Genomic DNA, 15,373 nt, shown 5'->3' with positions numbered 1-15,373 from the left:
CTATTGCTCTCCTTGCGGGTTGATATCCGGGTCGGCTCCGGCACCCGGCTCGCCCAGCGGGTCGATGTTCTGCGGGTTACCCGCGTCCTGGCGCTGGTCGATCCCCGGCGCAGGCGCCAGTTGCAGCACTTCGCTGGTGTAGGCCCACTCCCGCTCCACCGCCGCCGGGTCGTCGTTCAGGTGCGTCCCGTAGCTGGGAATGATCTGCTTGATCTTTTCCTGCCAGGCCGAAGATTGCAGCCGGTCCTTGAATACCTTCTGCATCAGGTCGAGCATGATCGGCGGCGCCGTCGAGGCACCCGGCGAAGCGCCCAGCAGGCCGGCGATGCTGCCGTCCTTGGAGGTCACCACTTCGGTACCCAGCTTGAGCACGCCGCCCTGGTTTTCGTCCTTCTTGATGATCTGCACGCGCTGGCCGGCTTGCCACAGGCGCCAGTCTTCCTTTTTCGCATGGGGGAAATAGGTCTGCAGGGCGGCGAAACGGTCGTCATCGTTTTGCATCAGTTGGCCGATAAGGTATTTGACCAGGTCGAACTCGCGCACCCCGACCCTCACCATCGGCCAGACGTTATGCACTGACATGCTGGCGAACAGGTCGAGCAGCGAGCCTTCCTTGAGGAAGCGGGTGGAGAAGGTCGCGAACGGCCCGAACAGGATCACCCGCTTGCCATCCAGGACCCGGGTGTCCAGGTGCGGCACCGACATCGGCGGCGCGCCGGTGGAAGCGATACCGTAGGCCTTGGCCATGTGCTGGAGGGCGATATCCTGCTTGTCGGTCACCAGGAACGAACCACCCACCGGGAACCCGGCATAGTCCTTGGCCTCGGGGATGCCGGACTTCTGCAGCAGCGGCAGCGCCGCGCCGCCGGCCCCGATGAACAGGAACTTGGCGTCGGTGGTGGTCTTGCTGCCGTCCTTGAGGTTCTTGTACTCGACCCGCCAGGAGCCGTCGGCGTTGCGGGTGATGTCCTCGACCTCGCTGTTGAGCTTGAGGCTGAAATTCTGCTGTTTCTGCAGGTAGCCTACGTACTGGCGGGTAATCTCGCCAAAGTTGACATCGGTGCCGATCGGGGTCCAGGTGACCGCCAGCTTTTGCTGCGGATCGCGGCCTTCCATCATCAGCGGCACCCATTTCCTGATCTGCTCGTGGTCTTCGGAATACTGCATCGGGCGGAACAACGGGCTCTTCTGCAGGGCTTCGTAACGGCGCTTGAGGAAGCTGATGTTGTCATCGCCCCAGACGAAGCTCATGTGCGGCGTGGTGTTGATGAACGAACGCGGGTTGTTCAGCACGCCGCTCTTGACCTGCCAGGCGAGGAACTGACGGGTGATCTGGAACGACTCGTTGATCTCCACCGCCTTGGTGATATCGATCTTGCCGTCCTTCTCCGGGTGTAGTTCAACTCGGCCAGGGCCGAGTGGCCGGTACCGGCGTTGTTCCAGCCGTTGGAGCTTTCCTCGGCCACCTTGTCCAGGCGCTCGACCATTTCCATCGACCAGCCCGGCTCCAGTTCGTTGAGCCAGATGGCCAGGGTCGAACTCATGATCCCACCGCCCACCAGCAGCACATCGACCTTCTTCGGCTCGGCGGCCTGGGCGCCGGCGAGGTTGCATGCCAGCGCAAAGCCGACCAGCGCGCCTCTCCACATGATCCGGTTATTCATCTTTTCTCCCACGAGGCGAGCCCCGATTCGATTGGCGTGTGTTCCCTGCCCGATGGAATGCCCATGTTGTCCTTGATGCACGCAAGGCACCAGGCTTGAGGCTCGAAGGCAGCACTGCAAGGTTCGAGACCCTCCATCGACGAACAGTTCAAAGGTTAGCCGAGACTCCCGGGCTTGCCGGGGCGCGGCGTCCCCTGAGTAGCACGAACGGCGTGGCCGGGGCTTTAGTCGTGGCGGGCAAACATCAATCAAGACTGATGCCAGTCGCAATAATCATGAATTTTTCCTGACCCGACGTCGACATACGCTGTGCCGGAACCTCGAGTGCCCTCAAGAGGCACCGGATCTCGATAACAATTCCAATACCTGCCGAGGATCCCCCATGTCCGTTCCGTCCAATCCCGACGAGCACCTGCTCGCCAGCCACGGCTACCGCCAGGAGCTGGATCGCGGCCTGAGCCTGTGGTCGTCGTTCTCCGTGGGCTTCGCCACCATCTCGCCGGTTGTCGGCATCTATTCGGTGATGTCGCTCGGCGCCATCAGCGTCGGGCCCTCCTGGGTGTGGATCGTGCCGTTGTGCCTGTTGCTGCAGCTAAGCGTGGCACTGGTGTATGCCGAGTTGTCCTCGCAGTTTCCCCTGGCCGGCGGCTGCTACCAGTGGGTGCGGCGCCTGGTCGGTGACCGCCTTGCCTGGTTCACCGGTTTCCTGTACCTGGCGGCGGCGCTGGCCTCGCTGACCACCGTGGCCTATCTCGGCGGTTTCTGGCTGGGTTTGCTGCTGTTCGATGAACCGCCCTCGGCCAATGCCCAGGTGGCCTGCGCAGCCGCGCTGCTGGCGCTGGGGCTCGGGGTGAATCTGCTGGGAATCAATCCACTCAAGTACTTCGTCAACGCCGGCATCCTTGCCGAAGCCATCGCTTCCATCGGCATCGGCGTGCTGTTGCTGCTGTTCTTCCGCAATCATTCATTCGAGCTACTATTGAGCAGCATGGGCGCGGAAAACGCGTCCGGCGGGTCCTACTTGAGCGGGTTGCTGACTGCCATGGCCGTGTGCGGCTGGGCCTTTCTCGGTTTCGACGCCTGCTCGCAGCTGTCCGAGGAAACGACCGATGCGCGCGTTTCCACACCGCGGGCAATCCTGCGCTCGATGCTGGTGGTAGGCCTGACGGTGATGCTCACCGCCTTCGCCGTGACCCTGTCGTTCAAGGACCCCGCCGCGCTGGTCAGCGGGCAGGTCATCGATCCGGTCACTCCGGCGGTGTCCGATGCGTTCGGCCGCTGGGCCGAACGCCCCTTCGTCGCTATCGTCCTGATCGCGTTCGTCGCCTGCGTGGTCTCGGTGCAGACCTACATCGGCCGGGCCATCTTCGGCATGGCCAGGGACGGTATCCTGCCTGGGTCCGGGCTGCTGCGCCGGGTGGACAAGCGCAAGGTGCCGATGGCGGCGATGCTCTGCAGTACGCTGCTGGCCAGTCTTGGCCTGATCCTGGGCCTCAACGCAACCGCCGTGGGCACGCTTATCGCCTTCGGTAGCGGCGGCTTCTTCTTCGTTTTCCTGATCGTCACCGCCAGCGCCTTGTACGCGCGCCTCAGCGGGCGCTGGGACCCGGCCAAAGGCGCCTTGCAATTGGGTCGCAAGGGGCTGGCGGTCAACTGGCTGGCCGTGTTCTGGCTGCTCTTCGAGGCAGTCAACGTGGCCTGGCCGCGGGAACTGCTGGCGCCGCCTGGCGCCCCCTGGTTCCAGGTCTGGGCGGTGGTGCTGGTGTTCTCCGCGCTGGCGCTGTTCGGTCTCACCTACCTGGCGCTGGCCAAACCCCATCGGCGTATCGCCAGAAGCCTGAGCTTCGCCGGTCGCGCCGTCGAGTAATCCTCCCCCGTCCTTGTCCCGTCACCGGCGTCCTGCCCGGCGGGACAAGGCATGCCTGAACACAGGAACCGACCATGATTCACTACTGGAACTACCCCACCGAAATCTTCTGCGGCGTCGATGCCCTCACGGTGCTCGGCGAACGGTGTGCCCTGGCTGGCATGCATCGCCCGTTGCTGGTCACCGATCCTGGCATGCTGGAGTTGCCGCCATTGCGTGCAGTGCGTGAGCATCTAAAAGCGGCAGGCATCGATCACGGGCTGTTCCATGGCCTGTCGGGTAACCCGAGCCTGGAGCACGCTTGTGCCGGGGCAGCCGCGTTCGCCGAGGGCGGTCATGACTCGCTGATCGCCCTCGGCGGCGGCAGCGCCATCGACGCCGCCAAGGGCATCGCCCTGCTCAGTCGCGATCCGCAGGGCGCGGCACGGTTCGAATGGACGCAGATGCTTGAGCATTACCCGACCCTGGCTGATTACCCGCCCCTTAACCTGCCGCCACTGATCGTCATTCCTACCACCGCCGGTACCGGCTCGGAACTGGGACGCGAAGCGGTACTGACCGATACCGCCCAAGGCGTGAAGAAAGTCATTGGTCATCGCGAGATGCTGGCGCGCGGCGTGATTCTCGACCCTCGCCTGACCCTGGGCCTGCCGCCCGGCCTCACCGCAGCCACCGGCATGGACGCCCTGACCCACCATCTCGAAGCGCTGTTTTCGCCACTATGCCATCCGATGTCGGCGGGGATCGCGGTGGAAGGTGTACGCCTGGTCCGGCTACATCTGGAAAACGCCATGCGCGACGGCAACGACCTGCTGGCCCGGGAAGGCATGCTGATCGCCTCTGCCAGTGCCGCCGTGGCCTTCCAGAAGGGCCTGGGCGGCGTGCATGCCCTCGCCCACCCGCTGGGTGCGCGCTATCACCTGCATCACGGCCTGCTCAATGCGGTACTGCTGCCGTACGTGCTGGTGGCCAATCGCAGCGCGATAGAAGGCGATGCTGCACGGCTGGCACGCTATCTCGAGCTGGAAGATGGCAGCTTCGACGGCTTGCTGGCATGGGTGCTGGAATTGCGGGCACGGGTGGGGATTCCGGCAACGTTGGCGCAGCTTGGGTTGAATGGCGACGATGCGGCTCTGGTGGGAGAACTGGCGCTGGCGGATATCTCGTCATCGCAGACCAATGCGCTGCCGCTGGGGGCCGGCGATTATGCGCGGATCTATCGGAATGCGGTGGGTGGCGTATTGAAATAGATGCGCGGTGCCGCTACTGGCTCCATCGCCGGCAACGCCGGCTCCCACAAGATGCCTGGTCGACCACGAAATCCACGCCAGACGCTAGGCCTGTGGGAGCTGGCATTGCCAGCGAGAGGCCCGAGAGACCCGCTTCTCACCTTGGCATTGATGCCATCAGGAACACCTTGAGCCGGCGCCGGGCGCCACTAGTCCGTGCACCGCCAGCAGATCCTCGACAAATGCCCGCGCCGCCTCGCTCCGGGGCCGGCCGCTGTAGGTGATCATGCTGTGCATCACCTCGTACTTCAGGCGCTGCGGCTGCAACGCACGCATGCGCCCGCGCTCGATCCAGATCTGCGCATAGTGGGTCGGCAGATACCCAAGGTGCGTTCCGGCCAGCACCGCATGGGCCACGGCCTCCATATGGTAGGCCGTGGCCCGGCTGCACAAGGGACGCAGCGGCAGGTCCTGGTTTTCCGGAAGGAAACCGTGACTGATCCAGTTGCATCCGGCAATCCGCTGCAAATCCGGGTCAGCCTCTTTGAACAGCGGATGCCGATCACCGCAAAACACGCCAATCTCCTCGTTATACAACGGCAGGTACTCCAGGCTCGCCCGCGAACGGCTGAAATAGGACACTGCCAGGTCGAGTTGCCCATCGATCACCGCCAGCTCCAGCTCGGTCGGCGAGTTGACGTACAGATTCAGCTGCACATCCTGTTCGCGTTGGTGAAACCTTGCCAATGCCTCGCCGAAGCGCGCCTGGGGCAACGTGGCGACATTGTCCGCCATGCCCACATAAAGATCGCCCACCAGGTTGCCCGACAACCCCTGCGCCTCGTCACGGAACAGGCCTATGGCTTCGAACATTGCCTGCGACGCTTCGAGAATTCGCTTGCCCTTGGCCGTCAGGCGAAACCCGCCCTTGCCCCGCTCGCACAGGCGATAACCCAGGCGCTGCTCCAGGCTGCCGATCTGCATGCTGATATTCGACTGGCTCATGTTCAGCTCGGCCTGCGCAGCGGTGAACCCGCCGCAGCGCACCACGGTGGTGAAGATGCGCAGCAGGCGCAGGTCGAGGTCGGTGACGGTACGGAGCATGGTGACAAAGGTCCGGGCAAAGGACGTCCAGTGTACCTATGGCGACGTCCGCCGCCACCGCCCCGTGCCGTAATAGCCGGCTTGGTAAGCTGGAGATTCCAGGCGGTATCCTTTCCGGTCATCAGACCTGGGCAGGCAACGAAGCGGCAGTCGCGCTGTCTGTATAGGCAGCCCCGTCACAAAGGACTTCATCGTGCCCAACACCCCACCCGCGTCGACGATGCTTCGACCGCTGACATCTCCGGCCACCCGAAGGACATCTTCTTCGCCGCGGTGGAAACCACGCGCATGCCGATGATCGTCACCAACCCCAACGCCGCGGACAATCCGATCATCTTCGCCAACCAGGCGTTCCTCGATATGACCGGCTATAGCCCGGAGGAGATCGTCGGACGCAATTGCCGCTTTCTCCAGGGGCCGGACACCGATCCGGAGGTGGTCGGGGCGATTCGCGGCGCGATCGAGGGGCGCTACGACTTTTCCACCGAGATCCTCAACTACCGCAAGGACGGCAGCAGCTTCTGGAATGCCCTGTTCATTTCGCCGATCTTCAATGAGAAAGGCGAGCTGGTCTATTTCTTCGCCTCGCAGCTGGACGTCAGTCGCCGCCGCGACGCCGAGGACGCCCTGCACCAGTCGCAGAAGATGGAAGCCCTGGGCCAGTTGACCGGTGGCATCGCCCATGATTTCAACAACCTGCTGCAGGTCATGGGCGGCTATATCGACCTGATCCGTACCGCGGCGGAGAAGCCGGCCCCGGACATGGAGCGCATCCGCCGCAGTACCTTCCACGCCCGCTCGGCGGTGGACAAGGCCAGTACCCTTACCAAGCAGCTGCTGGCCTTTTCCCGCAAGCAGAAGCTGCAGGGCCGGGTGCTCAACCTCAACCAACTGGTGGACACCGTGCGCCCGCTGGTCAACCGCACCTTCGGCGACGGCGTGCAGGTGGAATATGACCTGGAGCAGACACTGAAGAACTGCCGCATCGACCCCACCCAGGCGGAAGTGGCCCTGCTGAACATCTTCATCAACTCGCGGGATGCGCTGATCGGTCGGCCCAGGCCGCAGATCTTCATCGAGACCCGCAACGTCACCGTGCGCGACCTCGCCACCACCTCCTACGACGGCCTGCTGCCTGGCCACTACGTCAGCCTGGCGATCACCGACAACGGTATCGGCATGCCGGCAAGCATCCGCGACCGGGTCATGGACCCCTTCTTCACCACCAAGGAAGAAGGCAAGGGCTCCGGGCTCGGGCTGTCCATGGTCTACGGCTTTGCCAAGCAGTCCGGCGGTACCGCGCGGATCTATACCGAGGAAGGCATCGGCACCACCCTGCGCCTGTATTTCCCGGTGGACGGCGGCCCGGTGCTGCCACTGGAGCGAAACAAGACGGCGGAGGCCAGGAACGGCCACGAAAGCGTGCTGATCGTCGAGGACCGCCCGGATGTGGCGGAACTGGCGAAAATGGTTTTGGAGGACTACGGCTACCAGGCCGATCTGGTGCTCAACGCCCGCGAGGCACTGAAGCGCTTCGAGGCCGGCGAGCGCTACGACCTGCTGTTCACCGACCTGATCATGCCCGGCGGCATGAACGGCGTGATGCTGGCCCGGGAAGTGCGGCGCAATCATCCGTCGATCAAGGTGCTGCTGACCACCGGCTACGCGGAGAACTCCATCGAGCGCACGGATATCGGCGGTTCCGAATTCGAAGTGATTTCCAAGCCCTACCTGCCCCATGACCTGGCGCGCAAGGTCAGGCAGGTGCTGGACTCACCGGGCGGAGTCTGAAGACCGCAAGCGCGCCGCGTACCCACAGGGTTCTGCGGCGCGCTTGCGATAAAAGAATTAGTTGCAACAGAGTTAATGAGAAGTATTACCATGCGCACCATTCTGTAACCTTTTCATGGAAGCGCGCGCATGCCCTCCTTTGCGTCCCCGCATCACGCCATCGGCGAACTCTATGTGGCCCACCACGGTTGGATCGTCCAGTTGCTCCGGCGCAAGCTGGGCAACCATCAGCAGGCGCAGGACCTGGCGCAGGACACCTTCGTCCGCCTGATGCGCCAGGGCGCACTACCCGGCTTGCGCGAACCCCGCGCCTACCTGGCCACCGTGGCCAGCCGCCTGTGCGCCGAACTCTTCCGCCGGCGCGCACTGGAAAACGCCTACCTGGCGTCCCTGGCAACCCTTGATCCGCAGGAAATGCCCTCGGCAGAGACCCGCCTGCTGGTCCTCGAGGCGCTCGACGCGGTCGGTCGGGTGCTCGACGGGCTGGGCGCGCGAGTGCGGGAAATCTTCCTGCTATCGCAACTGGATGGCCTGACCTACCCGCAGATCGCCGAAGCGCTGGGGATCAGCGTCAATGTGGTGCAGAAGGCCATGCTCAAGGCCTATCGCACCTGCTACGCCGCGGTCTACGAGCTGTGAGGCCGTTACAGCCATTGCAGCGCCAGAGCATCGACGAGCAAGTGCTTGAGCAGGCACTGCACTGGATGGTGCTGCTGCAATCCGGGGTCAGCAGCGCGGCCGATCAGCGGGCATGCGACGCCTGGCGTGCACAGAGCGCAGACCATGAACTGGCCTGGCAGCGTCTGGCCAGCTTGAACCAGGACCTGCGCCAGACCACCCGTAACCTGCCGCCGGCCAAAGCCCGCAGCCTTCTGCAAGCGCGCAGCGGCAGCTCGCGACGTACGCTGCTCAAGGGCATTGCCGGCCTGGCGGTGCTCGGCGCCGCAGGCATCGGGGTGCGAGAAACCGGCCTGGTGCCGGAACTGTTCAGCGACTACCGCACCGGTACCGGCCAGCGCGAGCGCCTGCAACTGGCCGGCGGGGTCGAGTTGCAACTCGATACGCGCAGCGCGGTGGACCGGCACGCCACCGACCTGAGCCTGGAGCTGGGCCGCCTGCTGATCAAAACTGGCCCTCAGCCCCATTGGCGCGTTCGCACCCGGGATGGCTGGGTCACGCCCGGGGCGTCCAGCAAGCTGGTGATCGCCCTGGACCTGCCGCGAACGCCCGGCAGCCAGCTGCAGGTCTTCACTGGCAGTGCAGCGCTGGAACTTGCCCAGGGCGATCGACTGACACTTGGTGCCGGACAGCAGCTGAACTTCAAGGCCGGGCGCGCTTCTCCCCCGCGCTCCGTGCAAACTGCCGAACTGGCCTGGAGCGACGGATTGCTGGTCGCCGAGCGCATGCCCCTTGGCCTGCTCCTGGCCCACCTCGACCGCTACCGCCGAGGAGTACTGCGGTGTGCGCCGGAGATTGCCGAACTGCCAGTATCGGGCTCGTATTCGCTGGATAACCCGCAGGCCAGCCTCGAGCTGCTGGCGCGCATGCTGCCGATCAAGGTGGAGCGGGTACTGGGTATCTGGACCACGGTGTTGCCCGCCTGAATCTCGCTTACGAATAAAAATAATTCGCGATACCTGGCAGTTTTTTCCTGTTCGCGCATCAAGACAGGCAGAACGCTGAAAAACAGTGCCCCTGCCCACTCAACGGATCGTCTTCATGCTCTCACGCCCTACCCCACTGGCCTTCGCCCTGCGCCTGGCCCTGCTCGGCGCTACCCTGGGCGCCAGCCAGCCGTCATTCGCCGCCGAGGCCGCGACCCAGCAACAAAGCCGCAACTACCGGATTCCCGCGGGCAGCCTGGACAGCGTCCTCGGCGCCTTCGGCCAGCAGGCCGGGATAATGATCGGCGTGGATTCGGCGCTGACCGCCGGCCTGCACAGCGACGGCCTGAGCGGTGACTACAAGGTTGCCGACGGCCTGGCCCTGATTCTCCTCGCCAGCCCTCTGCAGGCCATTGCCGACGGCCCCGGCTATCGCCTGGTCAAGCGCCCCGAAAGCGACGCCCTGCAACTGGCCGCGACTACCATCAGCGGCCAGGGCATGGGCGAAATGACGGAAAACTCCGGGTCCTATACCACCGGCCTGGTCAGCATCGGCTCCAAGACCCCGGTCAGTCTCAAGGACACCCCGCAAAGCGTCTCGGTCATTACCAGCAAGCTCATCGAGGACCAGCGCATGACCACCCTGCCCGAGGCCATGAAGCTGGCGCCGGGCATCACCACCCGCAGCGCCACCTATCACTCGAAACAGTTCTACTCGCGCGGGTTCGGCATCGATAACCTGCAGATCGACGGCGCCGCACCGATGGATATCGGCAATGGCGTCGGTACCTTCTACAGCGACCGCCTCTACGACCTGGCCGCCTATGACCATGTCGAGGTCTTGCGTGGCGCCAGCGGCCTGCTTGGCGGCACCGGCGACCCGGGTGGCATCGTCAACCTGGTGCGCAAGCGCCCGCTGGATCACTACCAGCTCAAGCTCGATACCTCCGCCGGCTCCTGGGACAACTACCGCAGCGAGGTCGACCTGACCGGCCCCCTGGCGTTCGACGGCGCGGTGCGCGGGCGTCTGGTGGCCGCCTGGACCGACCGCCAGTACTTCATGGACAACCGCAGTACCGAGAAGCCTTTGCTGTACGGCGTCCTCGAAGCGGATCTCGGCGCGGACACGTTGCTGACCGTCGGCGGCAGTTACGACAAGGTCAAGGAAAACGGCACCGGCGACGGCCTGCCCCGCTACAGCACCGGCGGCGACGTACACCTGCCGCGACACAGTTGGTACACCACTCGCCAGGCCTGGAGCGACAGTTCGACCAAGGAGTGGTTCGCCAAGGTCGATCACTACCTGAGCGAGGACTGGAAGCTCAATAGCTCATACACCTGGAACTACAACAGCTCCACTACCGAAGGCGTGATTCCGTATGGCTCGGTGGACGAAACCAGCAACACCGGCCCGTACTGGTGGGGCAGCTACGTGTCGAGCTGGAGTGAGCAGTCGGTGTTCGATATCAACCTGTCCGGCGGCTTCGATGCCTTCGGCCGCCGCCACGAGGTGCTGCTCGGTGCCGACTACCAGAAGGTCACCAGCCGTTGGCGCGCCGCCGGCGGGATGGTCGGCAAGGGCGGCCTGATCGACCTGTGGAACCCTTCGGCCACGCCGCTGCCCAGTGACGACTCCAGCCATGCCTTCTGGCGTGATTACTCACCGAACACCCGTGAGCAATACGGCGTCTACTCGACCCTGCGCCTGCAATTGAGCGACCCGCTCAAGCTGGTGGCAGGCGCCCGTGCCCAGCGCTACAAGTTCGAGCAGGCCTACAGCAAGCGCAACAGCGACGGCACCGGACCCTGGGCCTTGCAGGACCGTGTGTTCGATCGCGAGCCGACTACCCTGGTGCCCTTCGGCGGCCTGATCTACGCCCTGGACGATCAGTGGTCGGCCTACATCAGCTACAGCGAGGTATTCAAACCCCAGGCACAAAAACTGATGGGCCCGGAAGACGCCGCGACGTCCATCGAGCCGATGACCGGCAAGACCTACGAAACCGGGATCAAGGGCGAGCTGCTCGGCGGCGCCCTGAACGTCAGCGCGGCGCTGTTCCGTACCACCGCGAGCATCAGGCCGCGATCGACCCGGCCTACCCCGACCCAGCCTTCAGCTACAGCGGCGCCTGCTGCTACCTGGCCCAGGACAGGATCGTCAGCAAGGGCCTCGACCTGGAGGCCAGCGGCGAAATCACGCCGGGCTGGGAGGTGCTTGCCGGCTACACCTACAACCGCGTGCAGAACGATACCGAGGAAACCCTCTACAGCACCATCACGCCCAGGCACCTGTTCAAGCTCTGGAGCATCCATACCCTGCCCGGCGCGCTATCGGCAGTACGTGTCGGCGGCGGTATCACTGCCCAGAGCCCGACCTACGTGACCGGCCAGGCCTATCGCCTCGATGCGGCAGGCAATGCCATCGACAGCCGCGCCTACGACTTCAGCCAAGCGGGCTATGCGGTATATGACGCGCTGGTGGAGTACAAGGTGGACCAGAACTGGACCGTCGCGCTCAAGGGCAACAACCTGTTCGACCGTCGCTATTACGAAAGCGTCGGGACATCCGAGTACGGCAACTACTACGGGGAGCCACGCAACTTCACCCTGACGCTGCGTGGCGTGTTCGACTGATCCGCCGCGTCACTCGATGCGCAGGCGCCAGCGGTCGTAGCGGCTGAGGCTGAGCCGCGACAGCGCAAGCACGTCGATGTGCTGGAACGCCGTCGGCGGGCATTGCAACACATGCATCAATGCCGCGCGAATCACCATCGGGTGGGTAATGGCCTGCCAATGCCCGGTGGCCGTCCAGCCCTCCAGCCAGTCCGCCACCCGCTGGCACAGCCGCGCCACGGACTCCCCGCCATGGGGTGCGGCCTGGGGATCATGCAACCATTGCTGCAGAGCATCGGGCTCGTCTTGGGCCAGGCGCTTGAGCGACAGGCCCTGCCAGCGCCCAAGATCGCAGTCGCGCAGCGCTGGCTCGGGCTGCGCGGCGAGCCCCAGCAGCTCGGCAGTCTGTCGCGTACGCCACTCCGGCGCGACCAACGTGCGCGCCTGACCGTCGAGCGCGACGGGTGAGGCGAGCGGTACCAGCACCCCCTCCTCCTCCAGGTGGAAGCGGCCGACGCGCTGGGCATCGCTGCGGGCGTGACAGATAAGGGTCAACTGGCTGTTGTTCATGGACGGGCCTGGACGAGGACGGGGCGGCTGCGCGCATTGTGTCACAGCTGAAGTGGAGCGCCGTTCAAGCTTCTCGCCCAAGCGCCGATAACCCTTGGACAACTATGGACATCACGGGCCCACTCATGAACCCGATCAGCGCAGGATTGCGAATCTCGCCTGTTTACACCGCGCCGCAGCGCGCAGCCGACTCCAGCATCGGCGTACAAGCGCCCGCCGCTACCACCAGCGGCAATGTCACTCTGGGCCAGACACGCAACGATAACGATGGCTACACCTACCCGTCACGCAGTACTGCCACGACCGCGAGCTATGCCCTGGAGCAGGACGCCGTCGACAAGCTCAGCCTCAGCCTGCTGACCGGGGTACAAGGGGCATCACTGGGCGAACGCGTGCGTGGTGTGGGGGCGGCCTTGGTCGAGCAACTGGTCCTCAAGGGTGGAACGTCCGTTTCGCAATCGGCGTTGCGCTACGCTGCCGGCGCCGAACCCGGCGCCGAAGCCGTGAAGCTGCGCGGCGACAGCTTGCGCCATGCGCCAGACAATGCAATCAGCCTGAGCCTGACCACCGCTTCAGGCGCCACCATTACCCTGTCCCTGGCCAGCGACGACAACGGCCTCGCAGTCAGCGCCGAGGTCCAGGGCGGTGAACTCAATGCCTACGAACTCAAGGGCCTGGCAACGCTGGCGGAGGGTTTCCAGGCCGCCATCGACGGCCTGGCCCAGGAACCGCCAAGCCTCAAGCTGGACGGCCTGGTCAGCTTCGATTCGAACCTGTTCAAGTCCTTGCAGATGAATGCCAGCCTGCGAACCGCCAGCGGCGAGCCGCAGGTGTTCGACCTGAGTCTCGATGACAAGGCACGCAACCTGAGCCTGCAAGGGCCGTCGGGGAACATCAGGCTCGATCTGGACACCCGCGACAGCAGCCTGCTGGGCAACGCCGGCCAGCGTCAGGCCGCGATCGACAACTATCTGCAGCAGTTCGACGCAGCGCAAAAGCGCGGCAACGGCGACAAGGACCTGATGAATCTGTTCAAGGACGCTTTCGTCCAGCTCAACCGCGTGGACGATGGCAGGCTCGCCAAAGAGGCCGTTTCGCCCCAGGGACGAAACGATCGGCTACTGCTCAGCGGCCTTGCCGACTTCAGTGCCTCGATCGGCCAGCCGGCGAAGTCGGTCAACCCGTTGCTGCCCGGGGAAACCGACCGCTTCGACTATCGCGTTTCGCAAAGCACCACAGCCCAGGGCAAGGCCCTGTCCAGCCGCTCGATCCAGCAGGACCAGCAGTCGAGCCTCGACGCCGCCTGGCATGTCGGGGCCAACCCGCAAGTGCCGCTGGCCCTGAGCAAGGACTACAAGTCGCAGAACTACAGCTATCACGAGATCACCGACGAAGCGAAAAGCAGCACGCGCCTGGGCTTCAACAAGGACAACCGGCTGGTGGAGGCCAGCGCGACCCAGCAGGCCAGCCAGAACGAGCGGGTGCGCAGCTATGTCGATGGCGTGCTGAGCAGCGAAACCAACACGCCCAAATCGGTCTCGCAGACGCGCAACCTGCTCGGCTTGCTGGATGACGTACTGCAGCGCGAGCGGATCTCGCTCCGGGAAAAGGGCGTCTCGGTGCTGGAGTCGCTCCTGGCGGGCAAGCGCGATGAATGGTGGTTGCAAGGTGATCCCGCGAAAGTCGCAAGCCGCTAAATGGCGACCATGCCAGGAGGAACCACGCGGTATCCAATCCTGCTTTCCAGTTATGACCTAGAGAACAACGCCGTGAGTTTTTTTTGCAAAGACCTTTCCCTGGGCGAAATCACGGCGCTGGCCGCCACAGGCACTTTGTGTCTGATTTTCTGGATCGCCATGCTCAGGGAAATCCACCCGCCCGGCGCAAAAGCCAGAGCAAAACGCCCCCTGTTTTTCAGAAACAAGGTCTACCGTCAGCTGTTCCGTCTTCACCGTTACACCTTGGTAAAAGGGGTCTCCATCGCATTGATGTTGTTCTCACTGGCCGAAGCGCTCGTGCTGGGCTTTGATCTTGTCTTTGGAACCAGCCCATCATGGAGCTACGCGAGCGTGCTGGCTCTCTTCGGCCTTGCTTACCTGTTGGGCTCACTAGCAGGATCGCAAGGCTTGACCGTCGGCCTGGACAAAAGGCTCGGATTGAGCTGGGACAGAGATGACCGCCTGGCCATCCATATCACCCAAAGGACAATCCCCGCTCTGAACGTCCGGTTCATCCGCTCACTGAGCAACGCGGTGATCCGGCATCGCCATGCGTTGCTGGCACAGGCCATCAACCAGCGGCTGGTATTGGAAACCTGGCTGCTTGCGCCTTTGCCTTATCGAAACACGCCAGAAGTGAAGCAACTGCAGTTCTGGACCAGTTGGAAACTCCTCGAGTTCTTCGAACCTTCGTTTAAAGGTGGGGCGATCGGAATGAGGAGATGGGCGAAGAAGCGGTACAAAAAAAGGGCCGTCGAGCGCAAGAACGGCCAACCCCTGAAGGCATTCGGGACACTCCGGGCAATGGCCGCGACGCAAAAATTCATACTTACGATTGTGTCCATGCTATGGCTGACAGTGCTTAGCCCGGTCATTGGCTACCGACTATGGACTTTGCCGAAACCTGCGTTCAGCAGCCAGTTTCCAATGGCCAACGGAACACCGGCTACCCGAATGCTCAACTTCATGGAAAGAACCCTGCGCGGACAGGCACCTCATTGGCAATTGAAGCTTCTGCCCTTGAGAAGGATGAGCCTGTTCAGCGTGATCGCCTTGATCGCCAGCTATCCGAGCGCAGGCCAACAGGTAAGCGGCTGGGTCACCGGACTGGAAATCAGCTAACGAGAACAAGGACCACTGATCACCATGACACCCCGTGAGCAACTGCGCCGAGACGGCTATCTGCTGCTGCGCCAGGCGATCCCCGAGGCCT

10 protein-coding genes and 2 pseudogenes are annotated in these 15,373 nt (G+C 63.8%); 9 read left to right on the top strand and 3 right to left on the bottom strand.

The genetic code is table 11. The annotated features are described in order from the left end of the window. Positions 1–1,649: pseudogene (gene mqo / locus CSV86_RS09010) on the bottom strand (malate dehydrogenase (quinone)). Between the two features lie 397 nt (positions 1,650–2,046). Here mqo and CSV86_RS09005 point away from each other — a divergent pair. Both CSV86_RS09005 and CSV86_RS09000 read left to right on the top strand, forming a co-directional pair. Further along, positions 2,047–3,531 carry an APC family permease gene (locus CSV86_RS09005; protein WP_009395403.1) on the top strand — a complete coding sequence of 495 codons (1,485 nt, stop codon included), beginning with the start codon at positions 2,047–2,049 and terminating at the stop codon, positions 3,529–3,531. Between the two features lie 74 nt (positions 3,532–3,605). Beyond that, positions 3,606–4,781, top strand: a complete 1,176-nt coding sequence (locus CSV86_RS09000; protein ID WP_009395402.1) for an iron-containing alcohol dehydrogenase — start codon at positions 3,606–3,608, stop codon at positions 4,779–4,781. A gap of 156 nt (positions 4,782–4,937) precedes the next feature. Here CSV86_RS09000 and CSV86_RS08995 read toward each other — a convergent pair whose 3' ends face one another. After that, the gene (locus CSV86_RS08995; protein ID WP_009395401.1) at positions 4,938–5,864 is read right to left on the bottom strand and encodes a LysR family transcriptional regulator; all 927 of its coding nucleotides are present in this window, start codon (positions 5,862–5,864) and stop codon (positions 4,938–4,940) included. 159 nt (positions 5,865–6,023) lie between these two features. On the opposite strand from CSV86_RS08995, the gene CSV86_RS08990 reads away from it, so the two are divergent. The 5 genes and pseudogenes from CSV86_RS08990 (at position 6,024) to CSV86_RS33895 (ending at position 11,893) form a co-directional block, all read left to right on the top strand. Then, positions 6,024–7,655: a hybrid sensor histidine kinase/response regulator gene (locus CSV86_RS08990; protein WP_170394729.1), complete on the top strand. Its 1,632-nt coding sequence runs from the start codon at positions 6,024–6,026 to the stop codon at positions 7,653–7,655. 129 nt (positions 7,656–7,784) lie between these two features. Beyond that, positions 7,785–8,294 (top strand): sigma-70 family RNA polymerase sigma factor, encoded by a 510-nt coding sequence (locus CSV86_RS08985; RefSeq protein WP_009395399.1) that lies wholly within the window; start codon positions 7,785–7,787, stop codon positions 8,292–8,294. Continuing rightward, positions 8,291–9,259, top strand: coding sequence for a DUF4880 domain-containing protein (locus CSV86_RS08980; RefSeq protein WP_037058845.1), 969 nt, complete (start codon positions 8,291–8,293; stop codon positions 9,257–9,259). The genes CSV86_RS08985 and CSV86_RS08980 overlap by 4 nt, the downstream gene beginning before the upstream one ends. Before the next feature lie 115 nt (positions 9,260–9,374). Beyond that, a pseudogene (locus tag CSV86_RS08975) lies at positions 9,375–11,270 on the top strand (TonB-dependent siderophore receptor); the annotation flags it as partial. Then, positions 11,180–11,893 carry a TonB-dependent receptor domain-containing protein gene (locus CSV86_RS33895; RefSeq protein ID WP_512700228.1) on the top strand — a complete coding sequence of 238 codons (714 nt, stop codon included), beginning with the start codon at positions 11,180–11,182 and terminating at the stop codon, positions 11,891–11,893. The pseudogene CSV86_RS08975 and the gene CSV86_RS33895, both read left to right, overlap by 91 nt. Positions 11,894–11,902: 9 nt before the next feature. On the opposite strand, the gene CSV86_RS08970 is transcribed toward CSV86_RS33895, so the two are convergent. Then, complete coding sequence (locus tag CSV86_RS08970; RefSeq protein ID WP_009395396.1) at positions 11,903–12,442, bottom strand: histidine phosphatase family protein; 540 nt, start codon at positions 12,440–12,442, stop codon at positions 11,903–11,905. 125 nt (positions 12,443–12,567) lie between these two features. On the opposite strand from CSV86_RS08970, the gene CSV86_RS08965 reads away from it, so the two are divergent. Further along, on the top strand, positions 12,568–14,139 hold the full coding sequence (locus tag CSV86_RS08965; protein ID WP_009395395.1) for a hypothetical protein: 1,572 nt from the start codon (positions 12,568–12,570) through the stop codon (positions 14,137–14,139). Beyond that, the gene (locus CSV86_RS08960; RefSeq protein WP_009395394.1) at positions 14,140–15,282 is read left to right on the top strand and encodes a hypothetical protein; all 1,143 of its coding nucleotides are present in this window, start codon (positions 14,140–14,142) and stop codon (positions 15,280–15,282) included. Positions 15,283–15,373: the final 91 nt, after the last annotated feature.

It is taken from the genome of Pseudomonas bharatica CSV86 (assembly GCF_000319305.2).
In the GTDB taxonomy this organism is placed as follows: Bacteria; Pseudomonadota; Gammaproteobacteria; order Pseudomonadales; family Pseudomonadaceae; genus Aquipseudomonas; species Aquipseudomonas bharatica.
The sequence above is the reverse complement of the archived record's forward strand: the minus strand, read 5'-3'. Positions and strand labels throughout refer to the sequence as shown.